The organism is Phytoactinopolyspora mesophila (assembly GCF_010122465.1).
In the GTDB taxonomy this organism is placed as follows: Bacteria; Actinomycetota; Actinomycetes; order Jiangellales; family Jiangellaceae; genus Phytoactinopolyspora; species Phytoactinopolyspora mesophila.
In genome coordinates this window covers 617,620-637,762 of sequence record NZ_WLZY01000002.1, presented here as the reverse complement: position 1 = coordinate 637,762, position 20,143 = coordinate 617,620, and the positions used below count along the sequence as shown (strand labels likewise).

The 20,143-nt window shown below is 66.0% G+C and carries 13 protein-coding genes and 1 other RNA gene; 5 read left to right on the top strand and 9 right to left on the bottom strand.

The features are described 5' to 3' along the window. Window positions 1-45: 45 nt before the first annotated feature. Window positions 46-252, bottom strand: a complete 207-nt coding sequence (locus F7O44_RS09040) for a hypothetical protein (RefSeq protein WP_162449874.1) — start codon at window positions 250-252, stop codon at window positions 46-48. An 85-nt stretch (window positions 253-337) separates the two neighbouring features. On the opposite strand from F7O44_RS09040, the gene map reads away from it, so the two are divergent. Then, a complete protein-coding gene (gene map, locus F7O44_RS09035; protein ID WP_162449873.1) occupies window positions 338-1,186 on the top strand; it encodes a type I methionyl aminopeptidase in 849 nt (282 codons plus the stop codon). Between the two features lie 113 nt (window positions 1,187-1,299). On the opposite strand, the gene F7O44_RS09030 is transcribed toward map, so the two are convergent. Further along, the gene (locus tag F7O44_RS09030) at window positions 1,300-1,953 is read right to left on the bottom strand and encodes a TetR/AcrR family transcriptional regulator (protein ID WP_162449872.1); all 654 of its coding nucleotides are present in this window, start codon (window positions 1,951-1,953) and stop codon (window positions 1,300-1,302) included. A 130-nt stretch (window positions 1,954-2,083) separates the two neighbouring features. On the opposite strand from F7O44_RS09030, the gene F7O44_RS09025 reads away from it, so the two are divergent. Then, window positions 2,084-3,667 carry an MFS transporter gene (locus tag F7O44_RS09025; protein WP_162449871.1) on the top strand — a complete coding sequence of 528 codons (1,584 nt, stop codon included), beginning with the start codon at window positions 2,084-2,086 and terminating at the stop codon, window positions 3,665-3,667. Between the two features lie 39 nt (window positions 3,668-3,706). Here F7O44_RS09025 and F7O44_RS09020 read toward each other — a convergent pair whose 3' ends face one another. Next, window positions 3,707-4,654: a cupin domain-containing protein gene (locus tag F7O44_RS09020; protein ID WP_162449870.1), complete on the bottom strand. Its 948-nt coding sequence runs from the start codon at window positions 4,652-4,654 to the stop codon at window positions 3,707-3,709. 93 nt (window positions 4,655-4,747) lie between these two features. On the opposite strand from F7O44_RS09020, the gene F7O44_RS09015 reads away from it, so the two are divergent. The 3 genes from F7O44_RS09015 (at window position 4,748) to rnpB (ending at window position 7,132) form a co-directional block, all read left to right on the top strand. Further along, complete coding sequence (locus F7O44_RS09015) at window positions 4,748-5,581, top strand: NAD(P)H-binding protein (RefSeq protein ID WP_174255892.1); 834 nt, start codon at window positions 4,748-4,750, stop codon at window positions 5,579-5,581. 24 nt (window positions 5,582-5,605) lie between these two features. Then, on the top strand, window positions 5,606-6,625 hold the full coding sequence (locus F7O44_RS09010; RefSeq protein WP_162449869.1) for an NADP-dependent oxidoreductase: 1,020 nt from the start codon (window positions 5,606-5,608) through the stop codon (window positions 6,623-6,625). Window positions 6,626-6,758: 133 nt separating this feature from the next. After that, an RNA gene (gene rnpB / locus F7O44_RS09005) (RNase P RNA component class A) lies at window positions 6,759-7,132 on the top strand. A gap of 45 nt (window positions 7,133-7,177) precedes the next feature. On the opposite strand, the gene F7O44_RS09000 is transcribed toward rnpB, so the two are convergent. From F7O44_RS09000 to F7O44_RS08975, 6 genes are all read right to left on the bottom strand, one after another. Further along, window positions 7,178-8,788: a glycoside hydrolase family 43 protein gene (locus tag F7O44_RS09000; protein ID WP_162449868.1), complete on the bottom strand. Its 1,611-nt coding sequence runs from the start codon at window positions 8,786-8,788 to the stop codon at window positions 7,178-7,180. A 90-nt stretch (window positions 8,789-8,878) separates the two neighbouring features. Further along, a complete protein-coding gene (locus tag F7O44_RS08995; protein ID WP_162449867.1) occupies window positions 8,879-11,638 on the bottom strand; it encodes an alginate lyase family protein in 2,760 nt (919 codons plus the stop codon). A 148-nt stretch (window positions 11,639-11,786) separates the two neighbouring features. Beyond that, window positions 11,787-16,421, bottom strand: a complete 4,635-nt coding sequence (locus F7O44_RS08990) for a Tat pathway signal protein (protein WP_162449866.1) — start codon at window positions 16,419-16,421, stop codon at window positions 11,787-11,789. A gap of 61 nt (window positions 16,422-16,482) precedes the next feature. After that, the gene (locus F7O44_RS08985; RefSeq protein WP_162449865.1) at window positions 16,483-18,048 is read right to left on the bottom strand and encodes an extracellular solute-binding protein; all 1,566 of its coding nucleotides are present in this window, start codon (window positions 18,046-18,048) and stop codon (window positions 16,483-16,485) included. A gap of 53 nt (window positions 18,049-18,101) precedes the next feature. Then, window positions 18,102-19,055: a carbohydrate ABC transporter permease gene (locus F7O44_RS08980; protein ID WP_162449864.1), complete on the bottom strand. Its 954-nt coding sequence runs from the start codon at window positions 19,053-19,055 to the stop codon at window positions 18,102-18,104. A 56-nt stretch (window positions 19,056-19,111) separates the two neighbouring features. Beyond that, window positions 19,112-20,092: an ABC transporter permease subunit gene (locus F7O44_RS08975; protein WP_162449863.1), complete on the bottom strand. Its 981-nt coding sequence runs from the start codon at window positions 20,090-20,092 to the stop codon at window positions 19,112-19,114. Between the last annotated feature and the right edge of the window lie 51 nt (window positions 20,093-20,143).

Genomic DNA, 20,143 nt, shown 5'->3' with positions numbered 1-20,143 from the left:
CCCAGTTCAGAACGACACATGCTACCCGCAGGCCGAGGCGCCCGCTTACCGTTCGTCATCCCCCCAGCCTTTGCCCCATTCGCGCTCTCGCCGATCGGCCTCCTCCATCGCCTCGGTGCGCTCACGGGTGCGCGCGATGGCGTTGGCGGCTTCGTCTTGGGTCTCATAGGGACCAAGGCGTCGGTCGTTGGGACAACCTGCCTCCGGTTCGACCTCCGCATGATCCAGACACCAGAACCACGGACCACTCATGCCCGTCTCCTTCCCACCTGTTGATTCAGGCTAACGGCGATGCCTGATTCGGCGAAGGTGGACGTCATACCTAGACTGGGTCGTTGTGAGTCCTGTTGTGCCCGGCACCCTGTCGCCCCAGCGCCCTGTTCCCGCGTCCATCGAGCGCCCCGAGTATGTGGGACGCAAAGCCCCGGCGCGGTTCACCGGTTCCGAGATCAAGGACGCCGAGACCATCCGGCGGATCCGGGCGGCCGCGCAGCTAGCGGCACAGGCCCTCGCCGAGGTCGGCAAACACGTTGAGCCGGGCACTACGACCGACGAACTCGACCGCATCGGCCACGAGTTCCTGTGCGATCACGGTGCCTACCCGTCCACGCTCGGTTATCGCGGCTTCCCCAAGTCGCTGTGCACCAGCGTCAACGAGGTCGTGTGCCACGGCATCCCCGATTCCACGGTGATCGCCGACGGCGACATCGTGAACATCGACATCACCGCCTACATCGGCGGCGTCCATGGCGACAACAACGCCACATTCTTCGCCGGCGACGTCGACGAAGAGACACGGCTGCTGGTCGAGCGGACGCAGGAAGCGCTCATGCGGGGGATCAAGGCCGTCCGGCCCGGACGCGCGATCAACGTGATCGGCCGTGTCATCGAGTCCTACGCGAAACGGTTCGGGTACGGCGTGGTCCGCGAGTTCACCGGCCACGGCGTCGGCGAGGCGTTCCACTCGGGCCTGGTGATCCCTCACTACGACGACCCCGGCTCCACCACCATCATGGAGACCGGCATGGTCTTCACCATCGAACCGATGCTCAATCTCGGCACCCATGAGTGGACGATGTGGAATGACGGCTGGACCGTCGTCACGAAGGATCTACGCCGTTCGGCCCAGTTCGAGCACACCATTCTCGTCACCGACACCGGCGCGGAGATCCTCACCCTCCCCTGACCACCGCTTTCCCGGGCTCACTCGTTGAACTCAGGGCGCAACTCAGAACCCGCGCGAATAGGGAGTCGCCGGGGCTGGCGTGTCCTATTCGCGCGATTCTCAGGTGGATGCCGTCACTCTGGGTGCCGGTGCTGCTCGCCTTGATTGATCTCGCTCAGCTCGATCAGGGTGGTGAAGCTGACCGCGATGCCGCGCAACACCAGGTCGACGGCCTCCACGACGCGTTGCGCGTCGAATCGGGAGTCGGCGAACAGGCCGCCTTGGAACACCATCGACGCAAACAGATCCACGACGAGTTCCGGATTCGTGTCGGACCGCAGATGCCCACGATCGATCGCCCGTTTCACGGTCAGGGCAAGTGCTTCTCTCGTCGGCAACACCAGCGCGTCAGTCAGGTATTGATGAAGCTCGCGGTCAGGCGCGCAGTCGGCGATGAGCGGAGCCAGCACAGCCGGCGGCATTCTGCGCAACACGGCGTCGGCCAGCAGTTCGATGCCATCGATCAGATCGCATCGGGTACAGCCGGTGTCCGGCACTGGCGGCCGGACCAGCACCGTTGCCAGCGCCGCGATAATCAGCTCCTGCCGGCGGCGCCACCGCCTGGCGATCGTCGGCTTCGTCGTACCGGCACGGGTGGCGACCGCCTCCAGGCTGAATCCCGCGTACCCGTGTTCGTGGAGCACATTGAGTGTTGCCTCGAGGATCGCCTGGTCGATAGCCGGATCACGGGGGCGGCCGGCGTGCCGGGAGCCGTCTGGGCTTGCCATGACGTCAGATTACGTGCTCGGTAGGTGTGTCGCGGGTCACGCCTGAGAGTGTTGCGCCCGGTGGAATTAAATTACGCACCGGAACGTAATTAATAGGCAGGAAATGCTCTCCTACCAGGCAAGGACAGACATGAATCACGCCATCGCCCCACGAGCGGGACGCCGCGAATGGCTCGGTCTTGGGCTACTCGCGCTGCCCACCATGGTCATCGGGCTGGACCTCACGGTGCTCCACCTCGCCGTCCCCAGCCTCAGCGCCGACCTGCGGCCCGGCAGTTCACAACTGCTCTGGATCACCGACATCTACGGCTTCATGATCGCCGGACTACTGATCACCATGGGCACCCTGGGGGACCGCATAGGGCGGCGCCGGCTGCTGATCATCGGCGCCGCCGCCTTCGGTCTGGCGTCGATTCTGGCCGCCTACTCCACCAGCGCCGAGATGCTCATCGCCACCCGGGCGCTGCTGGGATTGACCGGCGCGACGCTTATGCCGTCGACGTTGTCGCTGATCAGCAACATGTTCAAGGACCCCAAGCAACGCGCGTTCGCCATCGCGGCTTGGATGATCAATTTCATGCTCGGCGGCGCGATCGGACCGCTGGCCGGCGGCTTCCTGCTCGAACACTTCTGGTGGGGCTCGGTCTTCCTCATCGGAGTGCCGGTCATGGCGGTCGTCGTCGTCCTCGCCCGCGTCCTACTCCCCGAGTACCGCAACCCCGACGCCGGACGCATGGACCTACCCAGCGTCGGCCTTTCACTGGTCGCCATCATCGGCCTGATCTACGGCATCAAAGAGCTGGCCAAGGGCGGGCGCGTTGACGTCGCGCTGGCAACCATCGTCGTCGGACTCGTCATCGGCACGGTCTTCGTGCGGCGCCAGCGCACACTCGCCGATCCGATCATGGACATCAGCCTGCTGACCCGGCGGACATTCAGCACGGCCCTCGGCGCACAGCTCGCCGGGCTACTTGTCATTGCCGGAACCCAGTTCCTGCTGCTCCAGTACATGCAACTCGTTCTGGGCATCTCGGCGCTGCGAGCCGGGGCGCTCGTCGTCCCCGCGATGCTGGCCTCCGTTGTCAGCTCGCTGCTCGCACCAAGAATCGCCCGCCGGTTCGGGCACGCGCCGGTGATCAGTGCGGCGATGCTCCTCGGAGCGGCCGGGCTGATCATGATCACCCAAGTCACACCCGATTCGGGTCTCCTCACCGGAGTGCTCGGATTCAGTCTGGTCAACGTGGCCGTCAATCCGGCTGTCGCGCTGACGTACGACCTGATCATCGGCAGCGCGCCGCCTGAACGTGCCGGGTCCGCGTCCGGCATGGCCGAGACCGCGTCCGAACTCGGTCTCGCCCTGGGGGTGGCGATCGGCGGCAGCGTTGCCACTGCCGTCTATCGGAGCAGAGTGACCCTGGACACCTTGCCGGACGGGTTGCCGGCCGGGGCCGGCGAGGCGGCGCGTGACACCCTCGGCAGCGCCGTCAACGAGGCCGGTCAACTGCCCCCCGACGTCGCGTCCGGGGTGCTCGACACAACCCGCGACGCGTTCACCCAGGGGCTGACCACGGCGAGCATGGTCAACGCGGGGATTATGGTCGTCGCATCCGTGCTGGTCGCTGCGATTCTGCGGCGGCGCAACACACCATCCGAGGCGCTACCCCACGAGCCGTCGGTCCCCGACGCCGATGACGAACTCGCGCCGCAGCGGTGACGCGGCCGTGCCGGCCACGCGCATGCGGAGCCCGTTGCCTCACGCCGCCGTGACCAAGGCCCGGTGGACTGTGGGGCGGGTGCCGAAATTGCGCTTGAACGCCGCGCTCAAGGCGTAGGCATTGGAGTAGCCGACCTGCCGCGCGATCGACTCGAGAGTCGCGTCGGTCCGTTGCAGCAGGTCGGCTGCCAGGCTGAGCCGCCAGTTGGTCACGTAAGCCATCGGCGGCTCATCGAGCATCTCGGTGAAACGCCGGGCGAACGTCGCCCGTGAGGTCCCCGCCTCAACGGCGAGTGAGGCTACCGTCCACGGCTGCGCCGGACTGTCATGGATCGCCCGGAGCGCCGGGCCGACGACGGGATCGCCCCATGCCCGGTACCAGCGCGGCGGGGTGGCTTCCGGCAGGGCGAACCACTCGCGCAGCGTCCCCAGCAACAAGAGATCGAGCAGCCGGTCCAGAATCGCCTGCTGCCCCGGATCATCGCGCTCGATCTCGGCGGTGGTGACGTCCAGGATGGGACACGGCTCGTTGTCACACGGCACCGCCACCACCGTCGGCAGGCCGTTCAGCAACCTCTCCGAGATGCTGCCCTTGACCTGGTAAGTGGCAGTGAGTAACACGTTGGGGCTGTCGCGATTCTCACCACAGGTGCGGGTCCCAAGCATCACCTCCGAACCGACCACCTGGCCACCCGGAGTGGTGCAGTGGTCCGGCCCGTTCACGATGTAGTAGGGCGGCGTCTCCAAGGTTGGATCATCGGTCACCGAGAAATGTGTGCCGCCGACGACGAGCGCGATGTCGCGCGCCGCCAGCCGTACCGGGGCGCCGTCGTCGGGAACGAGCCAGCCATTGCCTCGAAGCATAGCGACGAGAGTGAGAGGTGCGCCGTCGGCGAATCTCACGGACCACGGTGGCTCCATCAGGGTGCGGCCGAAGAGGGACCCGCTGGAGCGGACATCATTCATGAGATTGGCGAGAACGTCCACGGCGACCATCTTAACCGAGACCTGAGACGCACTAATATCCATGTGAGCTTCAGAAGTATTCCGCCGTCTATTCGATCACGCTTCACTTGAAGCATGACGAACACACATACTCTGGTTCTCGGTGGCACCGGCAAGGTTGGGCGGCGCGTCGTCGCCCAACTCGAAGAACTCGGGCACGACGCCCGGGCCGCCTCCCGGCGAAGCAACACACGATTCGACTGGAACGAGCAGAGCACCTGGGCCGACGCGCTCGCCGGAGCCGGCGCAGTGTTCATCATGCCCAACGACGCCGACGACGGCGCCCAGCTAGAGGCGTTCACGGGGCTGGCCCGGAAGATGGGTGTGCGGCGGCTGGTCCTGCTGTCGGCGCGCGAATACGTCGATATGGGACTCACCGTCGGGATCACCCGCGAGGAGATCGTGCAGCGGTCCGGTATCGACTGGACCATCCTGCGCCCGGTCTGGTTCGCGCAGAACTTCAGCGAGGAGCCGTTCCTCAGTGCCGGCGTCGACGACGGCGAGGTGCTCATCTCGACTGGAGCCGGCCGGCATCCGTTCATCGACGCCGAGGACATCGCCGCAGTGGCAGTCGCCGCGCTCACCGAGGAGGGCCATGCGGGGCGGACCTACGAGCTGACCGGGCCGCGGGCCATCACCGTGGCCGAAGCGGTCGAGGCGATCTCCACCACCATCGGCCGCACGATCCGGTTCGTGCCGTCGTCACCGGATGACTATGTCGACTACCTGGTCAGCCGCGGCCTCTACGACAAGGAGACCGCTCTGCTCGTAGCAGGTCTGACCGAGTACATCCGCGATGGTCACGACGCACACCTCTCCGACGGCGTCCAGCAAGCCCTGGGACGTGAACCACGAGACTTCACCAGCTACGTCGCCACCACGGCCGCCAGCGGCCGGTGGACCGCCTGAACTCACACCTCTGAAAGGAACCACATGTCCAACACCGCCACCAGCAGCACCGCACAGGAGATCCAGCTCGCCTCCCGGCCCACCGGCGAACCCGAGCTGAGCAACTTCGCCCTCGTCGAGACCGAGATCCCTGAGTTGGCCGATGCGCAGATACTGGTGCGCAACACCTGGATGTCCGTAGATCCGTATATGCGTGGCCGCATGAACGAGGGCGAGTCCTACATTCCACCGTTCCAGCTCGGCGCGGCGCTGGAGGGCAGCGCGATCGGCGAGGTGGTGGCTTCCAGATCTGCCGACGTGCCGGTGGGCGCCTCCGTCTCGCACTTCGCCGGCTGGCGCAGTCATGCCGTGGTTGACGCGGCGTCCGCCGTCGTCATCGACACCACCATCGCCCGCCCCCAGGACTATCTCGGTGCGCTCGGCACTACGGGGCTGACCGCTTACGCCACACTCACCGACGTCACGCCGGTCCGCCCGGGCGACGTTGTGTTCATCTCCGCCGCGGCGGGCGCCGTGGGCAGCGTCACCGGTCAGCTCGCTCGCAAGTTCGGAGCGGCGAAGGTGATCGGCTCAGCCGGCGGACCGGAAAAGGCCAAGCGGGTGGTGGAGGACTTCGGCTTCGACGCGGCGATCGACTACCGTGCCGGGTCCGTCGCCGACCAGCTCGCCGAGGCCGCTCCAGACGGCATCGACCTGTATGTCGACAATGTCGGCGGCGATCACCTGGAGGCGGCTATCGGGACGCTGCGGCAGAATGGCCGGATCGCTGGCGTCGGCATGATCAGCAGTTACAACGCGACCGGCCCCGTACCGGGGCCACGCGACTTCTTCCGCGTCTACGGCAAGCGGCTGACCATCCGGGGCATGCTGGTCAGCGACTATTTCCACCTCTTCCCCGAATACATCGCCAAGGCGGTCGGCTGGCTCGCCGACGGCACGCTGCGCACCCAGGAGACAGTCGTCGAAGGGCTCCCCAAGGCACCCGAGGCGTTCCTGGGGGTACTCCTCGGTGCGAACACCGGAAAGATGCTCGTCAAGCTCTGAGCGTCGATGGCGTTGACGGCGTCGCTGGGTCGTCGTTGCGGGATTGCTGTCGCTATAGCTACACCGATTCCGCAACGACGCCGCGTTGTCGGCAACGACGGCCGCCCGATGCCGGTATCCTCTTAGCAGAGGACGAGCTGGCCGGGCGGCCGCGTCGGCACCCCCGGGTGCCGCCGAGGAAAGTCCGGACTCCACAGGGCAGGGTGGTGGGTAACACCCACCCGGGGTGACCCGCGGGACAGTGCCACAGAAAGCAGACCGCCTGCGCGCTCCGGCGCGCTGGTAAGGGTGAAACGGTGGTGTAAGAGACCACCAGCGCCCTGGGCGACCAGGGCGGCTAGGTAAACCCCACCCGGAGCAAGGTCAGACAGGGAACGTTCGAGGGCTGCCCGCCCGAGTTCCCGGGTAGACCGCACGAGACCGCCGGCAACGGCGGTCCTAGATGGATGGTCGCCGCTCCCGGTCCGCCGGGAGGCACAGGATCCGGCTTATAGGCCAGCTCGTCCTCATTACCAGCGCGGCCCCTCGGAACATGCCGCCTGACGATGACACTCAATCCCACCGCGCGCTGTCTTCCAGGCGGGTGGTGAAATGGGCGAAGTCTGCATAGATGCTGGAACCACTGAGGTCCTGGGCGCATATCCCGGCGAAGGCGCCGGTGAACCTAAGCCGCCCGCCGTAGTCGTCGGACAAGGTACCGGCGTCGAAGACGGGGCCAATGGGTGTCCACTGGGCGCCGTCGTGCGAGTAGCTGAAACGCAGTCGAGCATCGCCGAGGTCGGCGCGCAGATGCACCACCGGGCACCTGCCTTCGTCGAGCGGGATGTTGGCGTGCTCGCTGGTGTCCTCCGCCTCGTTCGCGACGATTCCGAGCACCCGTCCGAGGTGGTCGTCATGGCTGAGCCGGAGGTAGTAGTAGCCGCGGGTGTCGTAGTAGAGGACGAGCCCAGCCATATGGGTGATGTCCCGGGGGCAGAACTCGACAGCGGTGGTGATGGTGCAGCGAGTGGTGACGAGACGCCGGGCGACGAGCGACTGCGCGAACTGCGACTGCAGGCTGTGGCCACCACGCAGCCGAGCCCATCCGGGCCGGGTGGTGAGATCCAGCCAGTCGGCACCGGTCGGACGACGCAGACTGGCCCATCCCTCGCTGAGACCCCCGGGGTCGAACCCAGACTCCTCGGCACAGGCCAACCCCATCGGCTCGGGGACGACGGCGGCGCCGGCTGCGCGGTCAGGCACGGCCACGGTCAGGGCCGGATGATGACCGCCATGAGCAAGCCGGAGCCAGCCGTCGTCGGCCCAGACCACCTTCTGCAGACACGTCTCGCGGCCGAGAATGCTGCGTGGGCCCTCGGGCGTGCGCAGCGGGCGGGAGGCGAGATGCGCAAGGTACCACTCGCCTCCCGGCGTCTCGACCAACGAACCATGTCCGGCATTCTGCAGCGGGTACGCCGGCACGTCCCTGGTGGTCAGCAGGGCAACGTCATCCGGCTGGTACGGCCCGTCAACCGACGGAGCCCGAGCCATCCGGATACCGTGGTTCGCTCCAGTGCCACCTTCGGCGAGCATGAGGAAGTATTCGCTGCCCCGCTTGTACAAGTCCGGGCCCTCGATCAGCTCCTCGCTGGCCATGATCACCTGCGGCCGCCCGATCAGACGCCCAGCAGCGGCGTCGAACTCCTGGAGCAGAATGCCACCAAAACGGCGCTGCCCCTCCCGGTGATCCCAACGCACGTTCAGCAGGTAGTGGCGGCCGTCGTCGTCGTGGAACAGGGACGGATCGAACCCACTGGAGTTCAAGTACACCGGGTCCGACCATGGCCCCTCCGGCGCCGGGGCGGTCACGAGGAAGTTGTCCAGGTCCTTGTACGGCTTGCCCAATGTGCGCAACACCGAATAGACGAGCCAGTACCGGCCGCCGGCATAACTGAGCGACGGTGCCCACACGCCACCGGAGTCGGGAATGCCGGCCAGGTCGAGCTGGTCAACGCTGGTGAGCACATGCCCCGCGGGCTTCCAGGTGACCAGGTCGGCCGAACGGTGCAAACGTACTCCTGGGAACCACTCGAACGTGCTCGTGGCGACGATGTACCCGTCGCCGGCCCGGACGATCGAAGGGTCCGGATGAAATCCGGGAAGTACAGGGTTGATGATCTGCAAGGAAACAACTCCTACGTCGGGCTGCCGAGGGGTGACCCCACCTCGAGCACCGCTGCATCGCGATCATGAACACCGTCGCGGCGCCAGCGGTCAATCAAGGCCGGCCTCGATGCGTTCGCCGTGGATGCGGATGTCGGCCATGGAGAAGATCCCCGGACCCTTTGGCTCGTCGACCTGGAGCTTGAGGTAGCGGAACCGGCTGTCGCGCACGTCCTCGCGGACGGCAATCGTTTCGATCGCCACGTCGTCGCCCTCGGTGGGGTGCTCGGTGAGTAGCGTCCAGGTAGTTCCGTCATTGGAGCCATAGGCGTTTGCGCCGTGGGAGCGGTCCGGGAACGTGTCGCGGGCGAGCCAGCCGAATGCGTCGGCGCGGAAGCCGTATCCGGCACCGAAGTCCAGCAGGACGCTCGGGCGGCGGATGTCGCCCCAGAATGTCTGGTTGTCGCCGTCGACCAGGATCGCAAGCATCGCCGGCGACAGGTCCGGAGACGTCACCAGCCCGGAAAAGTCGAGCGTTCCGTCCGGCAATCGGGGGTTGAGCAGCTCCAGGCTGTCGATCCGGACACTCAGGTCTTCGAGTAAACCCGCGAACTCCGCCGGCCCGGCATTCTCGGCGGCCGCCGAGGCCGCATCGCGTGCTTCGGCCACCGGTTGCCAGGTCGACGTGGTGTACGCCGAAGGCGCGTCGAGACCAGCAACAAGGGTCTTGATCGCCGCCGGGCGGTCCGGTGCGACCGTGATCGTCACGGCCAGCGCCGTGTCCGTCAGCTCGTCAGAGGCGACAACGACCAGGTCGTGCGCTCCGCGGTCTTTCTTCTTGCCGCCGGGAAGCCATGTCAGCGTGCCGTTATCGGACAGCTCGGCGCCCTTCGGAGCGTCCTGAAGCTCCAGCACGACGTCGTTGCCGGCCGAGCCCGTCACGCCGAAGGTCCGGGTGTACGGCTCCCCCGCCACTGCGACGCGGTCGAGCGAGGCACCGTCGTCGAAAACCGGCGGGGTGAGTGTACTGTTCGCGTCCGCAAGCACGGCCTCGACATCCACGTGGGCCTGGCCGCCCGTTGCGCGGAAGAACACGATGTTGTCACCCACCGTCGGCACCTTCGAGGAGTCGACGTCGAACCACACGTAACGCCACCGCCCATGGGTGTCGGGAAGTTGCACAGTGGTGAACGGCTCGGCCTTCGAGTTCCGTGCCGCCTCCAGGAGCGCGGTACCGTTCGTTCGTACCCGCACGCCGACCAGCGCGGTGCTGGTGCGGTCAGCCCAGACGACACGCCGGACGGCCACTTGGGCGTCGTCCTTCTTGGCGTCCAAGCGCACGAAGGCCTCCCCGGCGTTGTCAACCATGTGTTTGGCGCCCATGCCGAGGGTGTGGCCGAACTTCTCCAGGGGGAGCTCGGGCCCGTCGCCGGCCGCCGGGACCGTGATGTCCTGCTCGGCGAGTTCTGGCGGGAAGGCCACCCAGTACTCGGCCCCGGTGAAGTCCGAGCCGCGCTCGTTCCAGAAGTTCAACACGTTCGAGCCGTAGTAGAACAGCGGCCCGTCCCGGTGCTCGTACACCTCGGCGACGTGCGGCGCCTCCTTCTCGACGTCCACGTCCGCGACATACTTGTACTGGTAGTAGAGCTCGGTGAGCGGCTCACGCAGGCGTCCGCGGTAGGCCTCGGCGAGCTTGCCCGATCCCCCGGAGGTGTCGACCCAGGGCAGCTCCTCGCCCATCATGAACGCGGCGAAGACATCGCCGCCGGCAAGGATCCGGTTGTCCAGGAACTCGTACGGGGACACGGCATCCGGGTCGGTCGACACCGTCCCCTCAACGGGGTCGACCCGCGTGCCCTGATTGTCGACGATCCGGGCCAGAGCCGTCAGCAGGCCGATGTCGCCCTCGGCGTGCGCCTGGTCCCGGCCCATCTCCATGACTTGAAGGAAGTCCTCGCCGTAGGTGTTCAACGGGTCGTCGGCGTCGATGATCCGGATGATCGCGGCCAGGGAGCCGTTCACGTCACCGCCGTTGATGGTGTGTTCGCTCTCATACGTCGAGTTGACGGTGAACCACTCGACGCGCTCGGCGTAGAGCTCCGGGTCGTCCAGGAATATGGCGGCGCCGACCATGCCGATCACGCCGTACAGGTGCTGGTTCCACAACCGGTTCTGCGAGTACAGGAATGTGTCGAGGACGGGCCTGATGAGGTTGTCCTCGATCCTCTGCTGGTCGCGCGCGGTCCAACGCAGGTCGTACCCGTCCAGCTCATCGTTCACAGGCTCGGTGGAGCGGATGATCTCGGCCGCGACCAGCGTCTGGTAAAGCGGGACGCCGGTATGGATGTGCGCGTCGGGGAAGTACCGGTACTGGGTCGGGTCCAGGCTGCTCCAGGACCGGATGATGCGCAGCGCGTTCGCGCGATAGAGTTCGTCACCGGTGACCAGGTACATCAGGGTTTGAGTCATCGCGCCGATGCTGTCCGCGTGCTGCCGGCTCCGCATGCCCGCGTTGTCGTAAGCGGTACTGGTCGGCTGCTCATCCGTCGGGCCCTGGATCGACGCCGTGAAGTCCGCGGCTGCGTACCGGGTCTGCGTCATGGCGTCGTAGTAGCTCGCCCACGGCTCGACACCGGCGTGTACCTGGGTCCGCATGTTCTCGAGGTGGTCCGCCGTCAGGCCGACACCGGGGTGGATGAATCCGGCTTCGCTCGTCGTCTCGCGAATCTCGACGAGGTCGGCCGGTACCGAGTACGCGCCGGTCACCGGAGTTGCCGCGGTAGTAGACGACGGCGCGGCCGCCAATCCGGTCAGGCCCAGCCCTACTGTGGCTAGCGCAGCGCAGAACCGCGATCTCGTGGCTTTCTTCATTGCGAAGTCCTCTCTCGGCTGTCGGTGCTGGCACGACCGTGGGAGTCGTCGATGACGCGTGTGCACGTGCCATCGACGCACCTCCCATCGCCAGTCAGGCGTCTCGAAGCCGTCTCGGTGCTCCTCGATCGGCTCCGGTAACGCCCGTCTACTCCTCGACCGGCTCCACCCGCAGGTCGTCCACCCGGAACTCACCGGATGAACCGCGGAACCCGAAGTCGATCACCACGTTGTCCACGCTGCCGCCCTCAGTGGTGTACTCCCGCTCGAAGTACCTCCACTCCCCCGGCGCCGTGTCCTCGGCGCGGATCCAGTTGCGCTGATCGGTCCCGACGCCGCTCCCGCCGCTGTACGAGCGGATGAAGTAATAGGCGCCGACACCCGAGCCGTGCTCGTAGTCGCTGAGCTGGTACCAGAAGGACACCTTGTACGTGGTGCCGGGCGTCGCCGTGATCGGCGACCCGCCCTTGTTACTGCGGAACCACAAGTTATGTGAAGCGTCATAGGTGGTGTCGGTGCTGGTGAAGTGCAGCGACCGCTGGCCCGTCCGCCCGTAGGAGTCGTCGATGGTCCGGGTGTAGGTGGACGGCGCCGAGCCGCTGGGCGCCCACACATCCGGGTCGGACTCCTCGAAGCTGTCGCGGTACACCGCCACCAGCAGGTCGTAAGCATCGTAGACGCGCTTGATCAGCGCTCCCTCGTCCGCTCCAGGATCATCCATGACCTCTTCCACCGCCGTGATCTCGGCGTCGAACGCCGCCCAGCTGACCGCCGTGAAATCCTCGGGGTCAAGCGACCGGGCTTCCCGCACCACGGATTCCAGGGAATCTCCCGCGATGCGCGCCGGCTCCGGCGACACCGTGGTGCGACCGTCGACGTACCTGGCCACGACCTTGTAGTACATCTCGCCGCCGTAGACAACGTCTTCGTGCGACCACGAGCGCACGCCGCCGGCCACGAGCTCCCATGCGTCGTCGTCGCGCGGATCGGTCCGCGCGAGCTCAGGATCGCGGGTGCGGTACAGGTCGAACGCATACGCGTGGGTCGGCTTGGTCCACCGGATGGTGCCAGATTGCTCGTTGAACCATCCAGTGACCAGCGGCAACTCGTCGTCGACGGGTTCGACCGCGACGTCGTCGAAGCTGGCCTCGTCCGTGGCCACCACGCCGGCGTTGATCACGTCGACCATCGGCACCTTCTGGGTGCCCAGCTGCTGCCAGTGCTGCCCGTCGGCGGAGGCCTGAGCGAGCACCGTGTGACTGTCGGCCAGCCGCACGAGCCGCACGTACGGGTACTCCTCGGCCGCGTACTCGCCGTCGAGCGGCACGGTGTAGGGGCTACGTGGTGTCAGGTCACGGGGATCGATCTTGAGGTGGGTCTCACTGATGTCCGCCTGCGTGAGCCGGTTGCGGGTGCCGAACGTCAGGTTGCCGTCCGCACCAACCCCCAGGTAGACGTACCGTGCGACGTCGGCGAGCTCGTCGCGCAGCATGACGCCACGCGCCGCGTCCTGGCCAGCGGTCAACTGCGCCGACACCGAGACGCTGCCCTGGGCCAGCGTGCTCACCAGCACCATCGAGTCGGGACGACCACGCTCGTCGAGCACGCTGTCGTCGCCGCCGCCGAAGCCGGATCCGCTGCCGCCCGAGATGGTGATCGTGTCGCCGTCAACCGTGGTCTTGCCGGCATCGACGGTACCGAGCAGATCGTCGCGCCAGTCAGTGCTGAGCAGCGAGGGCGTGTGCGGAACGGTCAGCTGCGCTGCTACCGGGCTGGACGGGCGGCCGTCGCCGACGGCGTTGACGGGCGTGACCTTGTAGTAGTGGGTGACGTTGACCGCGCGGCTCCGGGTGTCGTCGATGTGGGAGGTTCCGGTGACACCCTCGGCGATGGTCCTGTAACGGCCGCCCTCCCTGGTGGCCCGGCTGATGGTGTAGGACTCGGCACCTGCAGCCGCGCGCCAGGTGAGACCCACGCCACCCGCGCCGGGAGTGGCGACGACCACGTCCACGGCGTCCGGAGCTTCGGGGGCGACGTCGGTGGTCGCGAGATCGAGGATCACGGCGGTGAACGCTTCGATGGAGATCGTGCCGTCGTCGACGGTCAGCTCTGCACCACTCACGAGATCGTCGACTGTGTCGCCGGTGAAGCCGGCCGGAAGCTCGACGGTGTGGGTCTTCGTGTTGCCGTAGACCTCGCGGGTGGTGTTGACGGCAATGAAGTAATCGCCGTACCGGGTGCTGATCAGGTCGGGGTATCCGGAGTAGGGCGTGTCCTCGTTCCAGTTGTCCCGAACGGTGGTCCCCACCCCCGGCTGGTAGGCGATCGGTGACAGCTCGCCCGCCAGCGCCAGCGAGGCGTCGTAGCCGGTGCTGCGGTCGTAGAACATCGCTTGCTCAACCGCCGGCGAGCGCAGCGTGTAGTCCTCATACTGCAGGACCCCCTCCGTTGCCACCTGCACGATGTGGTCGTGTGTGGGTTCCATGACGTGCAGCCGGCCGTTGCGGGCAAAGCCGCGGTTGCGCATGTGCAGGTTGCCGAAGATGCGGGTGTCGCCATCACGGACCGACACGAACAAGTTGTCGATGTCCACCCAGGCGTAACTGTCCTCGTGGTCCTCGCGCGAGACGCCCAGCTCACTCAGTTCCTCGTCGGTGTAGCGGTCCAGATCCGTCTGCGGGAGCACCGCCCGGGCCGCGACGGAGTCGAACCGGTCGTAGTCGTCGCGGGTCTCGGTCAGGTAGGCGTAGGTCTGATCGAGGCGAAGGTCGTACTTGTGGTTCGACCGGACGTGACCGAAATGGTTGAAGTACTGGTTGTCCATCAGCTGCTGCTGCGCCCAGCCGGACGCCTCGCGTGCGTACTCCCAATACTCGTCCCACTCCGCGCCGGCGTACCGCTCCTCGTACTCGGCCATGTACTGCTCCAGCGACGCATACAACAGGCCCCTGCCGGTGTCCACGCCCGTGCCGTAGGCGATCTTCCCCGGATAGGCAGTGTTGCGATCGTCGACCACCTGCTGCATGTACATCACCCGCTCGCCATTGCCGTTCACCCCCGGGTAGCGGGTCTGCCCGCGCGCATGGTTATTGCGCAGCGCCAGCTTGAGGATCTCGTCGTTGATCGCCTCGTCGCCCTCGTGGCCGAGGGTGCGGAAGAACCACGACGGCAGGTAGTTGGTGGACTCGCCGTAATTGCCGACGTAGCCGTTCTCCCGGGTCAGGCCGTGGTGGGTGATGCCGGTGTAGTGCTCGCCGTACGGTCGCCGGCGCACGACCTCGCCGTTGTCGTCCAGCTTGCTCCGGGCGTGTCCCTTCATGATCACCTGCAGGTAGTCGTCGGTGTAGACGACGTTCTGATCGTGCTGGAACAGCGAGTGGTAGACGTCGAGATCCTCGCCCTCCGGGCCCACCAGTACCTCTTCGCCGAGGAACGGCTCCCAGCCCAGCGACTCGCCGACGATCCGGTGGCTGCGCTCCTTTCCCTCGTAGAAGTCCGAGCCGATCACCCGCAGGCCCTCATGCGCTTTCCAGGCACCCTCGTAGGTGTACATCATCTGGTTGTAGATGTAGGAGAGCCGCGAACGGGCGAAGTCGAAGTTCGCCTTCAGCACCCGTTCCCAAGCCTCGCCCCGGCTCAGCTCACCGCCCTCCCAATCGACACCCGCGATGCTGTTCGGCCCGTCCTCGGTCTCTGTCTCGAACGGCTCGTCCAGGAACGCCTCGAACTCGGCGGTGCCATAGATCTCGTCGTCGGCGATGAGGTTCTCGACGATGTACAGCGCCTCGCCCAGCGCGGCGTAATAACCTCCCCAGTCCGACTGGTGCCCGCCGCTGCCGAGGCTCTTCACGTCGCCGTAGTACCTCCTGGTGTACACGTCGATGGACTGGAAAATCCGCTCCAGGCCGGCCCGCTTCTCCTCCGCCGTGCGCGCCGGGGACCAGTCCATGAGCAGGGCCTCCGAGTAGAAACGCAGCTCATCTTGGTAACGCGAGATCGGCATGGCGAAGTTCGCGTCGTTGTCCGAGCGAGTCGACAGCGAGTCGAACAGGTCGATCTGCAGCGTCCGGACGCCGTCGACGAGCTCTTGCTCCTCTTCCTTGCTCATGCCAGGCGCCACCGCCGGCTCCGGTTCGTACCCGGTGAGGTCGCCTTCAGCGGGCTCGACCCACGGCTGGGTGTGGGTGTAGATCTCGTAATACGGCCGCGAGCTGTCGACGGAGGACGTGAGCGTGCGAATCGTGATCTGGACCGTGCTCCGGCCCTGTGTCGAGGAGAGCGGCAGCATCGAGGTGGCGTAGAAGAACCGGCCCTCGACCGCGCCGTCCCCGGTTCCGGTGCGAATCGGCTCGTAGTCGGCGGTGCTTTGATAGTTGGCTTGTTCACCGTCCACCAGGATGATCGTCGTAGCCGACGTGGTGTCGCCGCCCCAGAGTTTCAGCGTGACGTAGTTCTGCCGGGCCGGGTCGACGCGCATGGTCATGTGCAGGTCTTGGAGGTACGACGTCGAACCGTCAGTGCGGTGCGCGACGCGCGCCGCCTGACCGTTCGCGCCGTCGGCGACGCTCGACTCGTCCGCCTCGAAGTCGTGCTCCGCTTCCGACTCCGTATCGCCGAGGTCGACGACATCGAGGAACCGGTCCGGCGCACCCGAGGACGCGGACTCGGGGCTGGGCGACGCGGGCACAGCCTGCCCGAGGCCGGTCACGACGGCCAGTACCGTGCAGACGACGAGCGAGTAGAACAATGGGCCAACACCGTTCGACAGCCGAAAGTTGATCATGATGCCTCCAGCTCGGAACACGAATCGGTAGCGAGGTCAGCAGAAGCCCGAACCGGAGCGGCTAGGCGTTCTTGGAGAGGTGCTCGTCCGCCTGCTTCTCCATTTCGGCTTGGAGCTTGTTGAGGCCGGCGTTCTCGGCGGCCCTCTTGAGCTTGTCGAGTTGGTCGTCAACGTCGACGACGCCGTAGTACAGCGGGTTGGCGAACTCGGAGATCACCGATTCCATCGCGGAGATCTCCCGGCCCACGGGCTCGGTCTGGGGGATGAACGAGGCGAACGGGTCGACGGTGAAATTGTCGAAGTCCTGGGCCCAGCTGAACACTCGTTCTTCCGACTCGGTCATGTACGACGACTTTCGCTGCAGGCTTGCCCGCCAGCACAGGGCGTACCCCGGGAACTCGTAGTCGCTGAGCGACTCGAACTTGTCCTCGCCGACCGGTTGCCAGTCGGTTCCTTCGATGCCGTACTCGATGAGGTCGTGGTTCTCTTGGATGGAGACCCAGTCCTGAAGGGTCAGGGCGTTCTCGACGTTGCCGCCGTTGGCGTTGACGACGACGAGGTTGTCGGCTTGGAAGGTCTGGTTGGGCAAGGCTCCGAGCCCGCCCGTGTACGGGATGACGTTGGCCAGCATCGCCCCTGGTACAGACCTGGTGAGGGCCGGCATGTCGTTGCTCGTCAGGCCATCGGTCATCGCCCAGGTCGCCGCGTACTTGCCGGCGGTCCACTGGCTCTTGATGGTGTCCGAGTCGGAGTTGATGGCGTCCTTGTTGATGAGGCCGTCCTCGTAATACTGGCGGATCCGGTACAGCGCATCGAGTGCCCCCTCGTCCTCCCAGAACGGAACGGGGCGGCTCGATCCGGTCTCGGCAGCGTCCCGGGCGAAGACGAAGTACATCCCCCGGCCGGTGAACGCCCTGGCGATGGTGTGCGGGTCCTCCCAGGAGGCGGCGTTGAGCATCCCTGCGGGCACAGGCATCACGTTGAGATACCCGCTGCCGGAGCCGGCGCCGAACGGGATGGTGCCGTCGTCTTTCTCCTTGACCGCGTAGAAGAATCGCTCCAGGGTCTCGTAGTCGGTGATCTCAGAGAAGCCCAGCTCGTCGGCGAGGTCCTGGCGCACAGCGAAGTGCTGGCACCGGCCCGCGCTGTTGGCCTGCGGGATGCCCCATAGCTGGCCGTCCCACGAGTTGGATTCGATCAGCCGGCTATCAAGGGTCGCGCTCAAGTTCTCGTAGTTGTCCAATTGATCGGTGAGGTCGGCGAGCGCGCCGTCTTGCTGCAACTGGGCCATGTTGAGCCACAGCGCCTGAAGGGCGTTGTCAAAGCTCTCTCCGGCGGTGAACTTCAGCAGCGTCTGTTCCTGGTAGCTCGACCAGTTGATGAACTCGGCCCGAAGCGTCAGCCCGGTGTCGGCCTCCAGCTTCTCGTTGACCCGTTCCAGGACGGCGTTCCAGCCGGTGGGCGTCGTGCTGGGCAGGATCGCCGTCACCGTGCCGCCGCCTCCGCCGCCCGAGGAACCGGACCCGGAGTTGTTACCGCAGCTCGACAGCCCGAACGCGGCGGCGATACCGAGGCTGCCTGACATTCCCAGGAAACCTCGACGAGAGAGTGTATTGGGGCGAGACATGAGCGGCTCCTTCGAGCTCGATACGGATGATGGTCAGCGTTGGCGAAAGGCGTTCAGCCCTTGGTGGCGCCAAGGGTCAGGCCCTTCACGAAGAACCTCTGGGCGAAGGGGTAGGCGAGGATGACCGGTCCGATGGTGACCACGGTCAATGCCAGCCGTAGCTGATAGACCGGGATCGTCGGGGTGTTGCCGCCTGGCAACATCGTGGCGTTCGTGACGTTCGCGATCATGTTCTGCAGCAATTGCTGCAGTGGGTACTTGTCGGGGTCGGAGAGGAACAGCACCGCCCAGAACCACTCGTTCCAGTACGAAACGGCATAAAACAGGGCGATCACGGCTATCACCGCCTTGGACAGCGGAAGCACGATCCGGAAGAAGATCCGCAGTTCGCTGGCGCCGTCGACGCGCGCGGAGTCCAGGATCTCCTGGGGGATCTGGCGAAAGAACGCCACCGTGATGAACACCAGGAACGGCATCAGCATGTGCGGCAGAATCACCGCGAACCAGCTGTTGCGTAGCTGTAGCACCTGGGTGATCAGCAGATACATCGGGACCAGCCCCACGTTGAACAGCAGGGGCAGGTACGCGAAGATCGTCAGCGGCCGGCTGACAATGCGCATCCGGCGGGCGATCACCCACGCGAGCCCCGCCGTACAGGAGACCGAAAGCGCCGTCCCGACGACGGTGATGAACAACGTCGCCTGGTATGCCCTCCCGATCGCCTGGCCGGAAAACAGCTGTTTGTACGCATCCAGCGACAACGGGTCGGGAAACAGGCTGTAGCCCTTGAGGGAGAGAACGGTCTCGTCGGTGAACGAGCCCGCCACGATCATCCACAGCGGGATCAGGCAGAACAGCGCGAACAGGGTGACCACCACGTAACTGACCACCGTGAACGGTTCGGCGGCCCGCACGCCTCGAGGTCCGCGCCTGCGCCGGGGCGCCCGCAGTCGGCTCGGGACGGTCGCGGGCGCCGACTCGTGCCCGGACACGCGAGTGGATGCCATACCGGTCTCCTGTTCCACGTTGCCGGCACCGGCCCTTCGGTGATTGGTCGCGGCGCTCATAGGAGGCTGCTCTCTCGGGCGTAACGGCGCTGAAGGATGACCGCGACGGATACGAAGATGAAACCGAGGACGGCTTGGAACAAGCCGACGGCCGCGGTGGTGCCGAAGTTGCCGAGACTGCGCAGCGCACGAAAGACATACGTGTCGATCACGTCGGTCGTGGAGAACAGCACACCGTTGTCCCCGATGATCGCGTAGATCATCGCGAAGTCCCCGTAGAAGATCCGCCCGATCCCGAGCACTACGAGGATCGCCGCGGTGGGCCGTAGCAGGGGCACGGTGATCGAGAGGGCCATCCGCGCCCGGCTGGCTCCGTCGATCACACCCGCCTCGTACACGTCCGGCGAGATGGCCGTGATGGCGGCCAGGAAGATGACCGACATGTATCCCCCCAGCTGCCAGACCTTGACGATCGTCAGGATCCATGGCCAGGGACCGGGCTCGGTGTACCAGGTCACATCGGGCAGATTGAAGACGCCGAGCATGTCGTTGACCGCGCCGCCTTCGCCGCCGACGCCGGCCAGCAGGACCTGCAGCATCACGCTGATGACGATCGGCGAGACGAAGTACGGGAAGAACACCACCGACTGGGTGACCCGCTTGTACAGATGCAGCCGGATCTCATTCAGCATGATCGCCAGCAGCAGGCCCCATGCCAGCGTCGCGCTGAGAAACAGGGCGTTCAGGAACACCGTGTTGAAGATGATGCGCGGCGCCGCGCCGGTAGAGACGAAGTACTCGAAGTTGTCCAGCCCATTCCAGGGGCTACCGAAGATGCCGTCGGAGACGTTGAAGTCCTTGAAGGCGACGATCAGCCCGACCATCGGCAGGTACGCGAAGACCAAGAAGTAGACCACGCCAGGAATCGCCAGCAGGGCGAGCGACCAGGAGACACGCTCCGTAGGCGAGGAGCGCTTCCTGCGGCCCGGACGTCCGGATCGCCGGGTGTCACCACTCGTCCGGATCGACTCAGCCATCGCGGCTCAGTGCCTGCCGGGCAGCATCGCGGTCGACTCGTCTGCACATGA